The 14,866-nt window shown below is 60.8% G+C and carries 13 protein-coding genes and 1 pseudogene; 8 read left to right on the forward strand and 6 right to left on the reverse strand.

What is annotated here, in order from left to right:
• The first annotated feature begins 24 nt into the window (after nucleotides 1-24).
• Nucleotides 25-867 carry an SDR family oxidoreductase gene (locus FFS60_RS16065; RefSeq protein ID WP_137822522.1) on the forward strand — a complete coding sequence of 281 codons (843 nt, stop codon included), beginning with the start codon at nucleotides 25-27 and terminating at the stop codon, nucleotides 865-867.
• A gap of 47 nt (nucleotides 868-914) precedes the next feature.
• Nucleotides 915-1,463, forward strand: coding sequence for a glutathione peroxidase (locus tag FFS60_RS16070; protein WP_137822523.1), 549 nt, complete (start codon nucleotides 915-917; stop codon nucleotides 1,461-1,463).
• Between the two features lie 96 nt (nucleotides 1,464-1,559).
• On the opposite strand, the gene FFS60_RS16075 is transcribed toward FFS60_RS16070, so the two are convergent.
• Nucleotides 1,560-2,471 carry a LysR family transcriptional regulator gene (locus FFS60_RS16075; RefSeq protein WP_137822524.1) on the reverse strand — a complete coding sequence of 304 codons (912 nt, stop codon included), beginning with the start codon at nucleotides 2,469-2,471 and terminating at the stop codon, nucleotides 1,560-1,562.
• A gap of 173 nt (nucleotides 2,472-2,644) precedes the next feature.
• Between FFS60_RS16075 and FFS60_RS16080 the strand changes: the two genes are divergently transcribed.
• A complete protein-coding gene (locus tag FFS60_RS16080) occupies nucleotides 2,645-3,550 on the forward strand; it encodes an AraC family transcriptional regulator (protein WP_137822525.1) in 906 nt (301 codons plus the stop codon).
• Nucleotides 3,551-3,656: 106 nt separating this feature from the next.
• Here FFS60_RS16080 and FFS60_RS16085 read toward each other — a convergent pair whose 3' ends face one another.
• The 5 genes from FFS60_RS16085 to FFS60_RS16105 form a co-directional block, all read right to left on the reverse strand.
• Nucleotides 3,657-4,583, reverse strand: coding sequence for a zinc-binding dehydrogenase (locus tag FFS60_RS16085; protein ID WP_137822526.1), 927 nt, complete (start codon nucleotides 4,581-4,583; stop codon nucleotides 3,657-3,659).
• Between the two features lie 78 nt (nucleotides 4,584-4,661).
• Nucleotides 4,662-5,909, reverse strand: a complete 1,248-nt coding sequence (locus FFS60_RS16090) for an MFS transporter (RefSeq protein WP_137822527.1) — start codon at nucleotides 5,907-5,909, stop codon at nucleotides 4,662-4,664.
• 32 nt (nucleotides 5,910-5,941) lie between these two features.
• Nucleotides 5,942-6,124: a hypothetical protein gene (locus tag FFS60_RS16095; protein ID WP_256658098.1), complete on the reverse strand. Its 183-nt coding sequence runs from the start codon at nucleotides 6,122-6,124 to the stop codon at nucleotides 5,942-5,944.
• Between the two features lie 20 nt (nucleotides 6,125-6,144).
• Nucleotides 6,145-6,486 carry a DUF1329 domain-containing protein gene (locus FFS60_RS16100; protein ID WP_371926434.1) on the reverse strand — a complete coding sequence of 114 codons (342 nt, stop codon included), beginning with the start codon at nucleotides 6,484-6,486 and terminating at the stop codon, nucleotides 6,145-6,147.
• Between the two features lie 106 nt (nucleotides 6,487-6,592).
• The gene (locus FFS60_RS16105) at nucleotides 6,593-8,257 is read right to left on the reverse strand and encodes a DUF1302 domain-containing protein (RefSeq protein WP_137822528.1); all 1,665 of its coding nucleotides are present in this window, start codon (nucleotides 8,255-8,257) and stop codon (nucleotides 6,593-6,595) included.
• 298 nt (nucleotides 8,258-8,555) lie between these two features.
• On the opposite strand from FFS60_RS16105, the gene FFS60_RS16110 reads away from it, so the two are divergent.
• From FFS60_RS16110 to FFS60_RS16130, 5 genes and pseudogenes are all read left to right on the forward strand, one after another.
• Nucleotides 8,556-12,122 carry an indolepyruvate ferredoxin oxidoreductase family protein gene (locus FFS60_RS16110; protein ID WP_137822529.1) on the forward strand — a complete coding sequence of 1,189 codons (3,567 nt, stop codon included), beginning with the start codon at nucleotides 8,556-8,558 and terminating at the stop codon, nucleotides 12,120-12,122.
• Between the two features lie 139 nt (nucleotides 12,123-12,261).
• A pseudogene (locus FFS60_RS16115) lies at nucleotides 12,262-12,360 on the forward strand (acetyl-CoA C-acyltransferase); the annotation flags it as partial.
• Between the two features lie 52 nt (nucleotides 12,361-12,412).
• Complete coding sequence (locus tag FFS60_RS16120) at nucleotides 12,413-13,051, forward strand: TetR/AcrR family transcriptional regulator (RefSeq protein ID WP_218570603.1); 639 nt, start codon at nucleotides 12,413-12,415, stop codon at nucleotides 13,049-13,051.
• 1 nt (nucleotide 13,052) lies between these two features.
• Nucleotides 13,053-13,598: a GTP cyclohydrolase I FolE gene (gene folE, locus FFS60_RS16125; RefSeq protein WP_371926437.1), complete on the forward strand. Its 546-nt coding sequence runs from the start codon at nucleotides 13,053-13,055 to the stop codon at nucleotides 13,596-13,598.
• Between the two features lie 326 nt (nucleotides 13,599-13,924).
• The gene (locus tag FFS60_RS16130; protein WP_137822532.1) at nucleotides 13,925-14,785 is read left to right on the forward strand and encodes a hypothetical protein; all 861 of its coding nucleotides are present in this window, start codon (nucleotides 13,925-13,927) and stop codon (nucleotides 14,783-14,785) included.
• Nucleotides 14,786-14,866: the final 81 nt, after the last annotated feature.

Below are 14,866 nucleotides of genomic sequence, written 5' to 3' on the forward strand. Positions count from 1 at the left end.
CCCGTCTACTAGCAAGGAGAACGTATGAACATTGACCTCAGAGGGAAGCGAGTAATCGTAACTGGCGCTTCACGAGGCATCGGCCGAGCAATCGCTGAGGCATTTGCTGCAGAAGGTGCGAGAGTGGCCATTTGCGCCCGGAGCGAAGACGCAATATCAGCGGTGGGAAAGTCCCTCGAAGACTACGCATTGGACGTCATCGCGCGCGCTGTTGACGTAACGGACACCGCCAGGGTGAGAAGCTTCGTCGACGAAGTGGTAGAAGCCTGGGGTGGCGTCGATGTGCTCGTGAACAATGCAGGCCAAGGCAAGGGTGGCAACCTTGATACATTGACGCCTGAGGACATCCTTGCTCACGCCAATATCCTGCAGATGGGCCACTTCCGCTTCGTCCAGGCGGTGGTCCCCCACATGCGCGCACAGCGCTGGGGCAGGATCATCGAAATCAACGCCCTCGCCGGCAGCATCCCCACCCCGGACGGAATTCCCTCGGTGATCAACCGCGCTTCCTGCATCGCCCTCTCACGCTCGCTGGGCATGTCCCTCGCCAGGGACAACATCCTGGTCAACAGCCTGAACATGGGTTGGATCGACACCGGACAGTGGGACCGCCACTATAAGGAGATGCCCCCAGGCGTGAGCCGCGAGGAGTTCAACGAGATGGTTCTCAAGGTGGTGCCGCTCGGCCGCTTCGGCAAGCCCGAGGACATCGCCGGCATGGCCCTGTTCCTGGCCAGTGAGTACGCCAGCTTCATCAGCGCCGCTTCCATTGACATCAGCGGCGGAATGGGTGGGCAGATCGCCTATTTCCCAACCCTCAAGCGCGATTTTGCGGAAGCCGCTCGCAAGCGCAACGAAAACGCGTGAGAGGGACAACCTTCCCCCTTTTCCACATCCGCAAGGTGCAAAACAGCATGACCCAGACGATCTACGACATCCCGCTCAAGACCATCGAAGGCGCTTCCCTGACGCTCGACCGCTTCAAGGGCAAGGTGCTGCTGGTGGTGAACGTCGCCTCCAAGTGTGGGCTCACCCCGCAGTACGAGGGCCTGGAGAAGCTCTACGAGAACAAGCGTGAAACCGGGCTTGAGGTGCTGGGCTTTCCGGCCAACGACTTCAGAGAGCAGGAACCGGGCAGCGACGAGGAGATCAAGGCGTTCTGCAGCCTGAACTACGCAGTCCAGTTTCCCCTGTTCTCCAAGATCACGGTGACCGGCGAAGACCGCCACCCGCTATACCGGCTGCTGACCGAGGCGCAACCCCACACTATCGGCGAAGGCCCAATGCGCGAGCGCCTCAAGAGTTACGGCATAGAGTCCACGTCAGAACTGGCGGTGCTGTGGAACTTCGAGAAGTTCCTGGTCAGCCGTAACGGGCAGGTGATTGGTCGCTTCGCACCGGACGTGGCGGCGGACGATCCCCGTCTGCTCCAGGCCATCGAAGCCGAGCTGGAGGAGCACTAGGGGCATCCCGAGGAGCGCGCTACGCGCTCCTATTCGGCTAAAAGCTTCACCTACTGATAGGCCTCATCGTGGCCAAGATTGAAACGCCGACGCCCCCTAGGAAGCGCAGGCCATAATCAGGAATTGCCGGAACGCTTGGGCGGGCTCCGACAGGCTTGCGCCGGGGCGCCAGATTAGTCCGAGCTCCATGGGCGGTATGGCGTCGGCCAGTGGACGCGCCTCGATCTTCTTGCCTTCCAGAGACCAGGCACGGTAGAGCATGTCGGAGAGAATGGTGACGCCGAAACCGTGGGCCACCAGGCCGCGCAGGGCCTCCATCGAGGAAGTGCGGAACGCCACGTCCGGCACCAGTCCGCGCGCATCCCAGTATCGGCTGGTGGATACGTCGCCCTCGTCGACCGTCGCCAGGATGTAGGCATGCCTGGCAACATCCTCCAAGGTGACCGAGGTCGCCGTCATCAACGGATGCTGGCTGGCCAGCCAGAGCTGGCGCCGCGATCGGATCAGCACATGGTGCTCGAAACGGGACAGGTCCGGGCTGTTGGAAATAATCGCCAGTCCCAGGTCGAGTCGGCCATCGGCCACCGCCGCCTCGATGGTCTCGCGATCCATATCGATCAGGTCGATCTCCACCTGCGGGTAGCTGCGCTTGAAGCGCGCCAGCAGAGAAGGCAGGAAGTAGCCGAGCACTGTATACGAGGCGCCGACCCGCACCTCGCCCTGCATCACATGCCTTAGGAACAGCGGTTCACTCAAGGCATCCTGCAGAGTGTCGAGGATGTGCCGTGCGTGCTGGGCGAACTTGTGCCCCTCGGCGGTCAGCGCCACACCATAGGGCAGGCGCTCGAACAGGCTGACACCCAGGCTCTCCTCCAGTTGCAGGACCGCCGCGGTGATCGCCGACTGTGAAACATGCACCTTGAGCGCAGCCTGGGAGAACTGGCCGGCATCCGCCGCCGCCACGAAGTAGCGAAGCTGACGCATGGAAATGTCTTTGCCTTTCGCCATCTGCTTTCCTAATACCTGCCTCTTGTTTTTATGAATCGCCTTCGCGATCGTGCTGGGTAAACTCAGGTGTTCGTGGCGATTCCTGTCAACGGCGTATCGGCAATCGGGATGCCCAGCGGTTTCGCGACCGTTCGAATTTCAGCACCAAGAACAAGAATTGCTGAAGGTTGAAAATGAACGCGATCAATTATTGCGAGTACGAGTCTGAACACTCGGGCGACTTTCTGACCGAAGCCTCGCTCAGCAAGAAAGGTTTCGACGTCCGGCTGGAACACGCCCAGTGGTCCAGAGCGGGAACAGCACTGATCGAGACCCGGAAAAGCTGTCTGGTACGCATGCTACTCACGCCGTCCGGCCTCGAGTGCAACGACGTATCGCATAATTTCGGCAGCTTCCGCGGACACGCCACACATCGATTCAAGCCACTTGGCCAACTTCTGTTCATTCCTCATGGTACTGAATTCCACCTCAAACATGGCGCCTGCCAGCAAAAGGCGCTGATCTGCTTGTTCGATCCTACGGACCTCGGCCCTCTGGCCGCCTATCACTGGGACTGGGATGGCCACACCGACGAGAACATGCTGAACCTGCAGAGCCTGTACCTGCAGAGCACCCTGCAACGCCTGGCGGAAGAAGTCGCCGCACCGGGATTCGCCAGCGAGTTGCATACCGAATGCCTACTGACCAGCATCGCCCTGGAGTTGCGCCGGGAATTCCTCGGCAACCGGAACGACGACGAGGATTCCAATAAACTCGGCCCCCGCCAACTCAATCTGCTGCGGGAGATATTGGAGGCCGGCCCGAACGAGGACACTTCCCTGCACCGGCTGGCCGATGCCTGCGCCCTGTCGGTGAGAAAGCTGTCGACCCGTTTTCGGAACACCACCGGCAAGACCCTGCGCCGCTACGCGGCGGAAATCCGGATCAGGAAAGCTATCGCGCTGCTCGCTGACCAGCATCTGCTGATCAAGCAGGTCGCCTATGCTGCCGGCTTCCAGAACGCCGCAGCCTTCACGGCGGCCTTTCGCAAGGAGGTCGGGCTGACGCCGGAGGAGTTCCGTCGTCAGCGCAGCAGTTGACGTCCCTCCTGACACGTCAAGTAATCGTTCGGCTTCGGCCTCAGTGTACAAAAGTCTGCGCAGCCGAAACCGGGGTAAGCGGCGGAAGGTCCCCCATCAATCTGGCTCAGCGTCTGATGCTTGCCGTGATCTTCGCGTGTGGGCCGGACACCTGGGCGGCCCAGGCTTCAGCGGCCTGGTCCAGGGTGTAATCCAGATAGTCGACCTGGATGTCCTGCTCCTTGGCGATTTTCAGCAGGCGCCGCCAGATCTGCTCGCGCTCTGCTGGTGGACGCTGGCCGGTGCCGATGCAGGACAACGAGCGGAACAGCAGGTCCGCGATGTCCAGGTTGACCTGCCGACCCGCCCCGGTGCCGATGGTCATGATTCGCGCCCCCCAGTTGGTGGCCTTCAGCGCGGTGAGCATCGGCTGGCCGCAGACCAGATCAAGGACCACGTCGAAGCCGCCGCCGGCGGCGTCCTTCAGTGCGGCTACGTCGTCGGCGCCGCCCAGGGTCACCACCTCGTCGACGATGCCGCGCGACTTCAAGCTTATCAGCGCTTCAGCCGAGCGCGCCGCGCCCACCACCTTGCCAGCGCCCATATTGCGCGCCAGTTGCAGGGCGATTTGGCCGAGGGTGCCGGTGGCGCCGAGGATCAACACCTTCTCGCCCTTCTGGATTGCAGCCTTCTCCAACGGCACGATGGCCCCGGTGGCGGCGATGCCCATGCTGATAGCGGTCTTGTCGTCCACCTCGTCCGGCACCTCCCACACCTCGGCGGCGGGCACCAGAGTACGCTCGGCCCAGGCTCCGAACGGCGCGACCGAGCGCTCGCCAAAATATACGCGGCGGCCGTCGGGCGCGCGGCCCACTCCTTCGCCACGGATCACGCAGGGATACTCCACGCCCAGACGATAGGCGCCCAGCACATCCCAGCCGCCGAGGCCGGCGGTGTCCACGTCGATCAGTACCGCGCCGTCCTGCGGCTCGGGTTCACGGAAATCGCCCACCACCGGCGGGGCATTGCGTTCGGAAATCACAGCAGCGCGCATACGGCCTCCATCTTGTTGTTCTATGCATGAATTCGGAAGTCATTTAATTGAACACATTTTTATTATTTGTCCAGTATTTTATCCAGGCGACACTGCCGCCCCCTGCCTGAACAGCGGGTAGCCGCCCAGCGTTAGCAGCAGCGGGCCGGCCAGGAAGCAGACGAAGCAGAAGCCGAGCATGCCGGCATAGCCGCCGCTGATCTCGAACAACTGGCCGAACAGCAATGGCGCGGCGGCAGCACCGGCGGTGACCAGTCCCAAGTGCACGCCGAACAGGCGACCGTAATCACGCATGCCGAAATAGCGTGCGATGAGGAACGCGGCAATATCGAACTCGGCACCGGCGCCGATGCCCACCAGTAGCGTGGCGACGGTGAACCACTGCAGCCCGGGTTCGGCGTAGGCGAAGATCAGGCAGGCGAAAGCCGGCATCAGCAGCGCCAGGGCAGAGCCCCCCGGAGCCCACAGTCGGTCGATCAGATAGCCCACTACCAGGCGGCCAAGGATCAATGAAATGCCGAAGCTGCTGAACACCTGGCCGGCCTGGGTGGCGCTCAGTCCACGGTCCTGCAGCAGCGGCACGATATTGGTAACCATGCCGACCACACAGGCCACCACCAGGATCATGGACAGGTTGCAGACCCAGAAGCGCCAGGAACGCAGCGCATCTCTCAGCATGATGCCCGGCAACCTCCGCACCGTCTCGCTTACCTCCACCGCGACCCGGCGCGTCGCCGCCACAGGCTCCAGCCAACGCAGCGCCAGTGGCAGAGCGAAGAGCACCGGCAGCAGGCCTAGCGCAAGGAAGCCGGCCTGCCAGCCCCAGCGCGTGACCGCCCAGGTGGTGATCAGCGGCAGGGCAATAGCCGCGAGGCCCGAGCCGCTAAGGATAATCGCCAGAGCCAGCCCGCGGTTCTCCACGAACCACAGGTTGACCAGGTGCGACCAGGTGATTTGCAGGGTGCCTACGCCCGCCAACGGCACCAGGAAGAACCCCAGATAGAGCGTCCAGATCGAGCCGCCGATGCGAGTCAGCATAAAGACGCTCAGGGCCAGTACGACCAGCGACACCAATGTGACGACGCGCAGGCCGTAGCGGAGGTTGAGCCAGCCAGCCAGTTGCGCGCCGACGATCGTGCCCAGTGACAGGGCGGTAATAGCCGCCTGCAGGTCGCTGCGCGCCCAGCCCATGGCCCCCTCCAGCGGGATGATCATAGAGCTGAAGCTGTAAAGCAGCAGCGAGCTGGAGCTGGTGGCCACCCCGACCACGGCCAGGATCAGCACGTGCCAGCCACGCTTGAATTCCGCGTTATTGAAACCCTTCATACTCAAGTCTCGTCGCTCCCGTGATAAGTGCGTCAGTCGTTGCCGATGAAAACCGCCGCCTCGGCGCTCTGGGCGATCACGTGCTCGCGCCGCGCTGACCCAGGTGGCTGCCCGAAGCCGGTTATGTCGACGTCTTGCGGGTGGATCAGGGTCGGTCCGTTGGGCAGTTCCCGCAGGGCCAGGGCGACGATGTCCGCGGCTTGCGGCAAGGACATGCCCAGGGCATCGGGGATGTTTAGATATCCATGAAATAGGTATCCGGGAGCTGCTTGAGCAGCCTCATCTGCCCTGCGGATAGCTGTTCGGCATACTGATCAGCATTGGCCGCAGTGATCCGCAGCCGAGGTTTCTCACCCTCGAACGGGTTGGGCCAACTGCCGTCACCGGGTTGCATTCCGGCCGGCACCTTGAGGCCCCCGTCATAGGGAGCGATGGTGCCCTCCGCATTGCCGGCGGCAATGGCACCAAAACGCGTCAGCTTGCCGCCGAGATCGCTTGGCAAATCGCTGCCTTCGGCCAGAGCCGGGCCGGCCAGTACGATGGCAAGGAGCCCCGTAGTGTAGATGTTCGGTTGCATGGAAATCTCCAGTCATGGTCTTGGGAAACACCAGGCGAGCGCGCCGCGCGTCTTCGTCACAAGCGCAGTACCGTGGTGTCGCACCGGCCGCGAAGCCGGCAGCGGATCAGAACGCGGTGCTCAGGGTTAGCGAGATCCAGTTGCGATCGGACAGCCCGATGTCGCCGGCACCGCCGACCACCGTCTTGCCCACGCTGGGGATGTCGGCGTATTTGCGAGAGCTGCCGTAGCCGATGTAGGCCAGGGTCACGTCATAACGCTCATCCAGCGTGCCCTTGATGCCGATCTTGTAGCTGTACTTACCCTCGCTGCCGCCGCCGGTGGCGGCATTGCCCGACACGCCGTAGTCAAAGCTCATGGGCGCGGAGATGTTCCAGCCCGGAAACACTCCCAGCCACTGCGGCGCGAAGCTGAAGGCGACACCAACATAGTTGCGCGTGGCACAGCCCCACTCTTTGTCCTGTCCAGTCGGACAGCCGGAGTAGCCTTCGCCCTTGAACAGCTCCTTGCGGTCGGTCACGCGTTGCACGTGGCTGTAGGCCATTTCGGCGATGAAGTTACCGGTGTCGAAGAAGTCCGTGCGTGGAAGCAGCCAGAGGCCGTTGACCACCAGGTGCCAAGTGTCGCCACGCGCCCCTTGGTTATCCACGGAACTGAAATTGCTCGAGACCAGCGAAGTGTTCTGCCGATAGGACAGATCCACCCCTACCGAGCCGCCCCCCAGCACCGGCCCGGCCGACCAGCTCAGGCCATAGAGCCTGACGTTGTCGGCATACACGTAGCGGGCGAAGTTGCCACCCACCTGCAGGCCCCACGGGTTGTAATCGTCGAATTCGCGGTAGTACAGGCCGATATCAGAGTGCAGGAAATCGAGACTATAGGTGCCCATCACCCCCCAGTTGCTGCTGTCGCCCGGAGTCAGCGGATCGATCAGAGGCCGCACGAAGCCAGGCGCGACCGGCAACTGGTTCGGCCCTTCCAGGGCGATGTCGGCCGAGGCCAGGTAGGTGCCGCCTTCTCGCGCGCGTGTGGTGTCCCATTCGAAGAAGTGCTGGGCGGCGACCGACAGCCTATCGGTCACATGTGCCTGGGCTGAGAGCTGGGTCAGCGGCAGGAATATCTCGCGCGTCTCAGTGCCGGGGTTGCTCACCGCCTTGCGACCGTCGAGCGGAGCCTGCGAGTAGGAAATGGCGTGGCCGGCGATCAGCAACCCGCTGCCCCAGTAGACCGTGTGCCGGCCGGCGCGCAGGCTGACTGGTACGTCACCGAGGTTGAAACGGGTGAAGGCGAAGGCATCCAGCAGTTCGCCGCTGACGCCCCGGTGATAGCGCTTGGTAAAACCAGAGTACTCGCCCCCCCGGTAGCTCGGCGTGCTCGGCCCTGGAAAGGCGCCGGGGTAGAAGACGTTGCCCTCGCCGGTCTCCACGTCGCCATCCGCGTAAGCTTGGTCGTACCAGGCCGCGGCGCTGATACGGAAGCCGTGGTACTGCTGGTAGGCCAGCTCGAACTCGCTCATCAGGTCGAGGCGGTTGGTCACCACATCTCCACGGTCGAACTTGGAGTCGGACTCGTCATAGGTAGCGTTGTTGGCCAGCGCGCGCTCCCGCTCCTCGGCCCGTACCCCCAAGTTGTAGCGCAGCGTATTGTCCCAGCGCAGGCTCAGGTCTGGATTCCCGGTCCCGAACTCCTTCGCCTGGAGCACACCGCCACAGGCCAGGGCCGCCGCCAAGCCAATTACCAAACGGCCGCCGATCAGGTTGGCACTCGACATCAGAAATCTCCGTCTCGCTCGTTGTTGTTGTTTTCAGCCGCTGCTGGCGCTCCCTCTCAGCGGGACCGCAAAACGAGTAAACGGAAGGACGGAGGCGGAGACAACGAATCGGGCTATCGCCGAAATGCAAAAGGCTATCGCCGAAATACAGCAGGGTGACCACCGAGGTATTTGATAAACAGATACCTAAGACTAATTTTTATTGCTTAACGATATCTAAACACTAACCAATAATCTGTTCAAAGAAAAATGCGGCGCCCACAGGTTGGTCGCATCGAAGAACAATTGGAGGTTAGCCATGAGCACATCGCCCTCGCTGGAAGACAAGTACGTCCAGCAAACCGGGAAAGCCCTGATGACCGGCATCCAGGCACTGGTGCGCCTGCCCCTGATGCAGCGCCAGCGCGACCTCATCAACGGTCTCGACACTGCCGGCTTCATCTCCGGCTACCGCGGTTCGCCGCTAGGCGGCTTCGACCAGGCGCTGTGGAAAGCCCGCGACCACCTCAAGCAGAACCATGTTAGGTTCCAACCGGGGGTCAACGAGGACCTCGCGGCCACCTCGCTATGGGGCACTCAGCAGGTCAACCTGTTCCCCGGCGCCAAGTACGACGGCGTGTTCGGCATGTGGTACGGCAAAGGCCCCGGCGTGGACCGCTGCGGCGACGTGTTCCGCCACGCCAACGCCGCCGGCACCTCGAAGTTCGGCGGCGTGCTGGCTATCGCCGGCGATGACCACGGCGCCCGCTCCTCCTCGCTGCCGCACCAGACCGAGCACATTTTCAAGGCCGTGATGATGCCGGTACTGGCACCATCCGGCGTACAGGAATATCTCGACTATGGCCTGCACGGCTTCGCCATGTCGCGCTACTCCGGTTGCTGGGTGGCGCTCAAGGCGGTGGCCGACACCGTGGAAAGCGCGGCCATCGTCGATCTCGACATCAACCGCGTGCAGCCGGTCATTCCCGATTTCGATCTGCCGGAGGGCGGCCTCAACATTCGCTGGCCGGACCCGCCGCTGGCTCAAGAGCAGCGCCTGCTGGAGCACAAGCTGTACGCCGCCGCCGCCTATGCCCGCGCCAACGGTCTGAACCGCGTGACTCTCGACTCACGGAATGCGCGCATCGGCATCATCACCTCCGGCAAATCCTACCTGGATGTCTGCCAGGCGCTGGACATGCTCAGCATCGACCAGGAGATGGCCGAACGAATTGGCATACGGGTATACAAGGTGGGCATGGTCTGGCCGCTGGAAGCTGAGGGCGTGCGCCAGTTCGCTGAAGGGCTGGAGGAAATCGTGGTGGTCGAGGAAAAGCGCCACATGATCGAGTATCAGCTCAAGGAGGAACTCTACAACTGGCGCGAGGACGTGCGCCCGCGCATCGTCGGCAAGTTCGATGACAAGGGTGAGTGGAGCCTGCCGCACACCGACTGGCTACTACCCGCGATCAACGACCTGACTCCGACGCAGATCGCCCGCGCCCTGGCCAAGCGCATCCTGCACCTGCATCCGCATGGGCCGCTGCAGGCGCGACTGGGGGTGCTGAAGGCCCAGCTCGGCTGCAAGCAGCAGTTCAGCAACCTAATGGACCGCGTGCCGCACTACTGCTCCGGCTGCCCGCACAATACCTCCACCAAAGTGCCGGAAGGCAGCCGCGCGCTAGCCGGCATCGGCTGCCACTACATGGCCGCCTGGATCTACCCGCGGACCGAAACCTTCAGCCAGATGGGCGGCGAAGGCGTGGCCTGGGTCGGCCAGGCGCCATTCACCGAAACCCGCCACGTGTTCGCCAATCTCGGCGACGGTACCTACTTCCACTCCGGCCTGCTGGCCATCCGCGCGGCCGTGGCGGCCAAGGTGCCGATCACCTACAAGATCCTCTACAACGATGCGGTGGCGATGACCGGCGGCCAGCCGGTGGACGGGAGCCTGACCGTGTCGCAGATTTCCCGCCAGCTCGCCGCCGAAGGCGTGCAGTGCATCGTGGTGGTCAGTGACGACCCGGACAGGTACCGGGATGTGCACGACCTGGCGCCCGGCGTGCCGGTCCTGCGCCGCGACCAGATTCAAGAGGTGCAGAAGGAACTACGCGAGTTTCCTGGCGTGTCAGCAATCATCTACGACCAGACCTGCGCCGCCGAGAAACGCCGCCGCCGCAAGCGCGGCAAGTTTCCCGACCCGGCACGCCGGGTCGTAATCAACGAAGCCGTCTGCGAAGGCTGCGGCGACTGCAGCAGCAAATCCAACTGCATGTCCGTGGTCGCGGTAGAAACAGAGTTCGGCCGCAAACGCGAGATCGACCAGTCATCCTGCAACAAGGATTTCACTTGTCTGTCCGGCTTTTGCCCGAGTTTCGTCACAGTCGAAGGCGGTAACCTGCGCAAGCCCAAGGCTATGGCAGAACACCCAGAGGACCGATGGGATCTTCCAGCCCCTCCGACTATGAGTCTGGATGAGCCCTACAGCATCTTGGTCACCGGCGTAGGCGGCACCGGGGTGGTCACCATCGGCGCACTCCTCGGCATGGCGGCTTTTATCGAGGGCAAAGGTGCGCTGAACCTTGATATGGCCGGCATGGCGCAAAAAGGCGGCGCGGTCTGGTCACATATCCGCATCGCCGCGCACCAGGATCAACTGTTCGCTCCACGCATCGCAGAAGGTGAGGCCAGTTTGTTGCTGGGCTGCGATCTGGTAGTCAGCGCCAATACCGAGACTCTCGCCAAAGTCCGCCAGGGTGTCACCTATGCGCTGATCAATAGCGAGGAAAGCATCACCAGCGCTTTTATCCGAACCTTCGCGCAGCAAGCCGAAAGCGGTGACCTAACGGCCCATCCTGACCCACAGTTTCGTAGCCAAGGGATGGCCTCACAGATTCGGGAGGCTGTCGGTGACAGCCACGCCACCTTTATCGATGCCAGCGATATTGCGACAGCGCTAATGGGCGATTCGATTGCGACCAATACCTTTATGCTCGGCTATGCCTATCAAAAGGGTTGGCTGCCGGTGGGTGAAGCTGCATTGCTTGAAGCCATCGAACTCAATGGTACTGCCGTGGCGTTCAACCGCAGTGCCTTCACCTGGGGGCGTCGCGCCGCAGTGGACCTGCAACGCGTACGAGACAATCTTGAAGCAGGGAAGGTGGTCAACCCTGACAGGCAAATATCCCAGAGCCTGGAAGAAGCCGTCGCGCGGCGCGTCGAGTATCTCACTGCGTACCAAAACGCAGAGTACGGCAATCGCTACCTGAGTCGAGTCGAACAGTTCAGCGCCGCGGAACGCGCTTTGTCGGGCAAGCCCGGCGAGCTGACCGAAGCGGTGGCCCGATACTACTTCAAGGTCTTGGCGATCAAAGACGAGTATGAAGTCGCTCGTCTGTTCACTCACGGCGAGTTCCTCAAGAAGATCGAGGCAACCTTCGAGGGCGATTATAACCTGCGCTTTCATCTTGCCCCGCCACTGCTCAACAAAGCGGGTCCCGGTGTCGCGCCGGCCAAGCGCAGTTACGGTCCCTGGATGCTCAAAGGCTTCAAGCTGCTTGCCAAGCTGAAGGGCATACGTAACACGTGGCTCGACCCGTTCGCCTACACCCATGAGCGCAAGGTCGAACGCGAGTGGCTACGTAACTACGAACAAATCCTTGAGGAACTGCTGTCCGGGCTCACACCTGACAAGCTCGACACTGCCGTGCAGTTGGCCAAGCTACCGGATGCCGTACGTGGCTATGGCGCAGTCAAAGAGCGCTATCTGGCGCACGCCCAACAGCAGAAAGCGCGCTTGTTGGAGCAGTGGCATGGCACTCCCCCGCAATTTCATGATGCAGGCCAGGCCGACAAGGTGGTGCGCATACATGCGGCCCAGCTTTGATTAGGCCCCATCCTAGCGAGTTTTCTGCCCCCCGTTTGGCAGACCGTGGCTCCGACTCAAAAGGTTATAGAGCCACGTGTTTTATTCAGAGGTGATCATGCAAGAGGTTGTAATAGTAGCCATCACCCGCACTTCTGCCCTGATTCACTTGATGCTCAAGCACGACGCTTGGACTGGACTAGCGACCTTGTGCATCGGCGGCGGTCAAGGTGTTGCACTAGCGCTGAAAAGGAGCTGAACAAATGCTTCCTGCCTCAGCTTACTCGATCACTCGGTCGCCAGGGCATTGCATGGAAAGTCCTTCGTCGAGCCAGCACCTCCGTCAAGTCGCGTTGGAAATGTTCGTCGAACGCAGTTTCGACGCGGTTAGCCTGCGCCAGTTGGCCGCCGCAATAGGTATGCAAGTCGGCTCGTTGTACAACCATATGGACAGCAAGCGTTCACTGCTTTTCGAACTAATTGAAGAGTATGAGGCGGACCTGCTCGACACACTGATCGAAGAAAGCCAGACTATCCCGCATCCAAGCCAGCGCCTCGAAGCCTTCGTGCGCGCGCACATCGAGTTCAATCTGCAGCATCGACAACATCAAGATCTGGCACGTCGGGAGCTTCGCAGTCTGACAGGTGAACAGCAGCTGAGCATTCATTCGTTGCGGCTACAGCAAAAACAGTGTTTACAGAACATTTTGCAGCAAGGCATCGCACAGCAACTGTTTCATCCACTCCCCCCGGAAATAGCCGCACAAGCGATCTTTTCCATGCTTGAAGGGGCAACTACCAGCAGCCAGCCCGATGTGGTCTCACTGTTCAGCTGCATGGTTGCCAATGCAATGGGAATGAAAACTCAGCCTGCACGTCAAGGAACAACACTGTTTGGTGCTCCCCCGGGCCAGGGGGGGCGCTGCAATAGGAATAACCATGAAAGATAAGATGGCGGAACATTTCCGAGAGATCATTATTGACCTGGGTGAAGACCCCAACCGCGAAGGTCTGCTAGATACGCCCAAGCGCGCCGCAAACGCCATGAGCTATTTATGCCAAGGCTATGCGCTTTCGCTAGAGGACGTAGTTTCTGGCGCCCTTTTTGCGTCTGATACCGATGAAATGGTGATCGTGCGCGACATCGAATTGTATTCGCTATGCGAGCACCATCTACTGCCTTTTATCGGTAAGGCGCATGTAGCTTACATGCCTACAGGGAAGGTCCTTGGCCTCTCGAAAGTCGCGCGAATCGTAGATCTGTTCGCCCGTCGACTGCAAATTCAAGAGGACCTCACAAAGCAAATCGCCAACGCAGTACACAGCATCACTCAGGCCGCAGGCGTCGCAGTAGTAATCGAAGCAAAACACATGTGTATGATGATGCGCGGAGTGGAAAAGCAGAACTCGGTGATGACCACGTCGGTGATGCTCGGAGCATTCCGCGAGTCTGCCAACTCTCGCCAGGAGTTTCTTCAGCTCATAAGGCGCAAATAAACTCCTGCCTGGCGTCTCGCCTCAACGACGAGTTTGCACCCTCCCCTCCGCGCACATAAATATGCTCGGCGTCATATTAGTAGTTCATGAGGTACTTGCTAGAGCGATTCCCCTCAGGTATTGCTTGAGCGAAGCGTTCAACGCCCACTCCACCTACCGTTTCTGACCCTGACCTCGCCTAAAAGGGGTACCCACTTCAGTGACCCCACTACACTAGGATGGGTTGACCACTGAACACCCACCTGCTCTCCCTCTCTTTCGAGTCGCTATCCTTACAAAATGAAGGACGCCCGCATCTACGCTCAGGACGTCCTGTGGCGGTATCTATGATGACCTTCCCTAAGCTCCTTGTTCTGACGGTGGCCTCTTGGAGCTTCCTGAGTGCTCATACCTTCGCTGAGGACATGACCTGGGCAGTACTGGACGTGCCCGGGGCAGCGACTCATCGCGACGGAACGCCTGATGAGGGCATCGTACTAGATGCGCAGAAGCTGCTCGAAGCGCAGCTTCCTGGGCTAATTCATCGGTATGAAAGGTCTACGCCACGGCGTCTTGATCGGGATCTTTTCGCAGGCCGGCCGATCTGTTCCACTCTGACGCTGCGAAATCCAGATCGGAGCAAGAGCGGAGTCTTCATTCCCTATCTCCCTGCATTGCCAATGGAGCTAGTCAGCCGCGCCGACCTACTGCCCGCCCTCGCTGTGGAGCACGGACAGCTCAGCCTTGCAAAACTGCTGGAAAAACCGCTCAAGGGCGGAATTTCATCGACCCGCGCGTATCCACCAGAACTTGCAGACCTCATTGATAAGGGTGTCAAGCAGGGCACGCTTGAGATCATCAACACTTCCTCACCCGGAGTTAACCTGATCGCCATGGTTAGCCTCAAACGCTTGGATTACACCTTTGAGTTTCCCATTGTCTCGGCAGAGATCAGAAGGGCGATCCCCTACTCGACTGTATTGGTCAGCGTCCCTATGATGGAGAACCCAAGCCTGATACCAACAGGAATATATTGCCCACGGAACGTTTGGGGCAGGCAGATGGCCAAGCGTATTGACACCGCTATTCAACGCGTTTCCAGTAAGCCAGAGCCGTTATTGCAGCTTTACCGTAAGCAAAAGCCCTCTTACGAACCCCAACTCCGTGAGTATTTCCGAGAACGCGGCAGTGCCCATATTGAGTGGTAGTTGCAAATCTTCCGACAGTGTCTCCTCGGAGCTATACTTCTGGTTGGCCGAATGCTCTCTCGATCAAACGTAAGAGCGAGG

Origin of the sequence: Pseudomonas sp. D(2018) (assembly GCF_005502555.1) — a bacterium.
Taxonomy (GTDB): Bacteria; Pseudomonadota; Gammaproteobacteria; order Pseudomonadales; family Pseudomonadaceae; genus Metapseudomonas; species Metapseudomonas resinovorans.

Excerpts from the sequence above, each read along its gene's own strand:
- FFS60_RS16065 (WP_137822522.1), top strand. The coding sequence starts at position 25 with ATGAACATTGACCTCAGAGGGAAGCGAGTAATCGTAACTGGCGCTTCA.
- FFS60_RS16070 (WP_137822523.1), top strand. The coding sequence starts at position 915 with ATGACCCAGACGATCTACGACATCCCGCTCAAGACCATCGAAGGCGCT.
- FFS60_RS16075 (WP_137822524.1), bottom strand. The coding sequence starts at position 2,471 with ATGGCGAAAGGCAAAGACATTTCCATGCGTCAGCTTCGCTACTTCGTG.
- FFS60_RS16080 (WP_137822525.1), top strand. The coding sequence starts at position 2,645 with ATGAACGCGATCAATTATTGCGAGTACGAGTCTGAACACTCGGGCGAC.
- FFS60_RS16085 (WP_137822526.1), bottom strand. The coding sequence starts at position 4,583 with ATGCGCGCTGCTGTGATTTCCGAACGCAATGCCCCGCCGGTGGTGGGC.
- FFS60_RS16090 (WP_137822527.1), bottom strand. The coding sequence starts at position 5,909 with ATGAAGGGTTTCAATAACGCGGAATTCAAGCGTGGCTGGCACGTGCTG.
- FFS60_RS16095 (WP_256658098.1), bottom strand. The coding sequence starts at position 6,124 with ATGTCCTTGCCGCAAGCCGCGGACATCGTCGCCCTGGCCCTGCGGGAA.
- FFS60_RS16100 (WP_371926434.1), bottom strand. The coding sequence starts at position 6,486 with ATGCAACCGAACATCTACACTACGGGGCTCCTTGCCATCGTACTGGCC.
- FFS60_RS16105 (WP_137822528.1), bottom strand. The coding sequence starts at position 8,257 with ATGTCGAGTGCCAACCTGATCGGCGGCCGTTTGGTAATTGGCTTGGCG.
- FFS60_RS16110 (WP_137822529.1), top strand. The coding sequence starts at position 8,556 with ATGAGCACATCGCCCTCGCTGGAAGACAAGTACGTCCAGCAAACCGGG.
- FFS60_RS16120 (WP_218570603.1), top strand. The coding sequence starts at position 12,413 with ATGGAAAGTCCTTCGTCGAGCCAGCACCTCCGTCAAGTCGCGTTGGAA.
- folE (WP_371926437.1), top strand. The coding sequence starts at position 13,053 with ATGGCGGAACATTTCCGAGAGATCATTATTGACCTGGGTGAAGACCCC.
- FFS60_RS16130 (WP_137822532.1), top strand. The coding sequence starts at position 13,925 with ATGATGACCTTCCCTAAGCTCCTTGTTCTGACGGTGGCCTCTTGGAGC.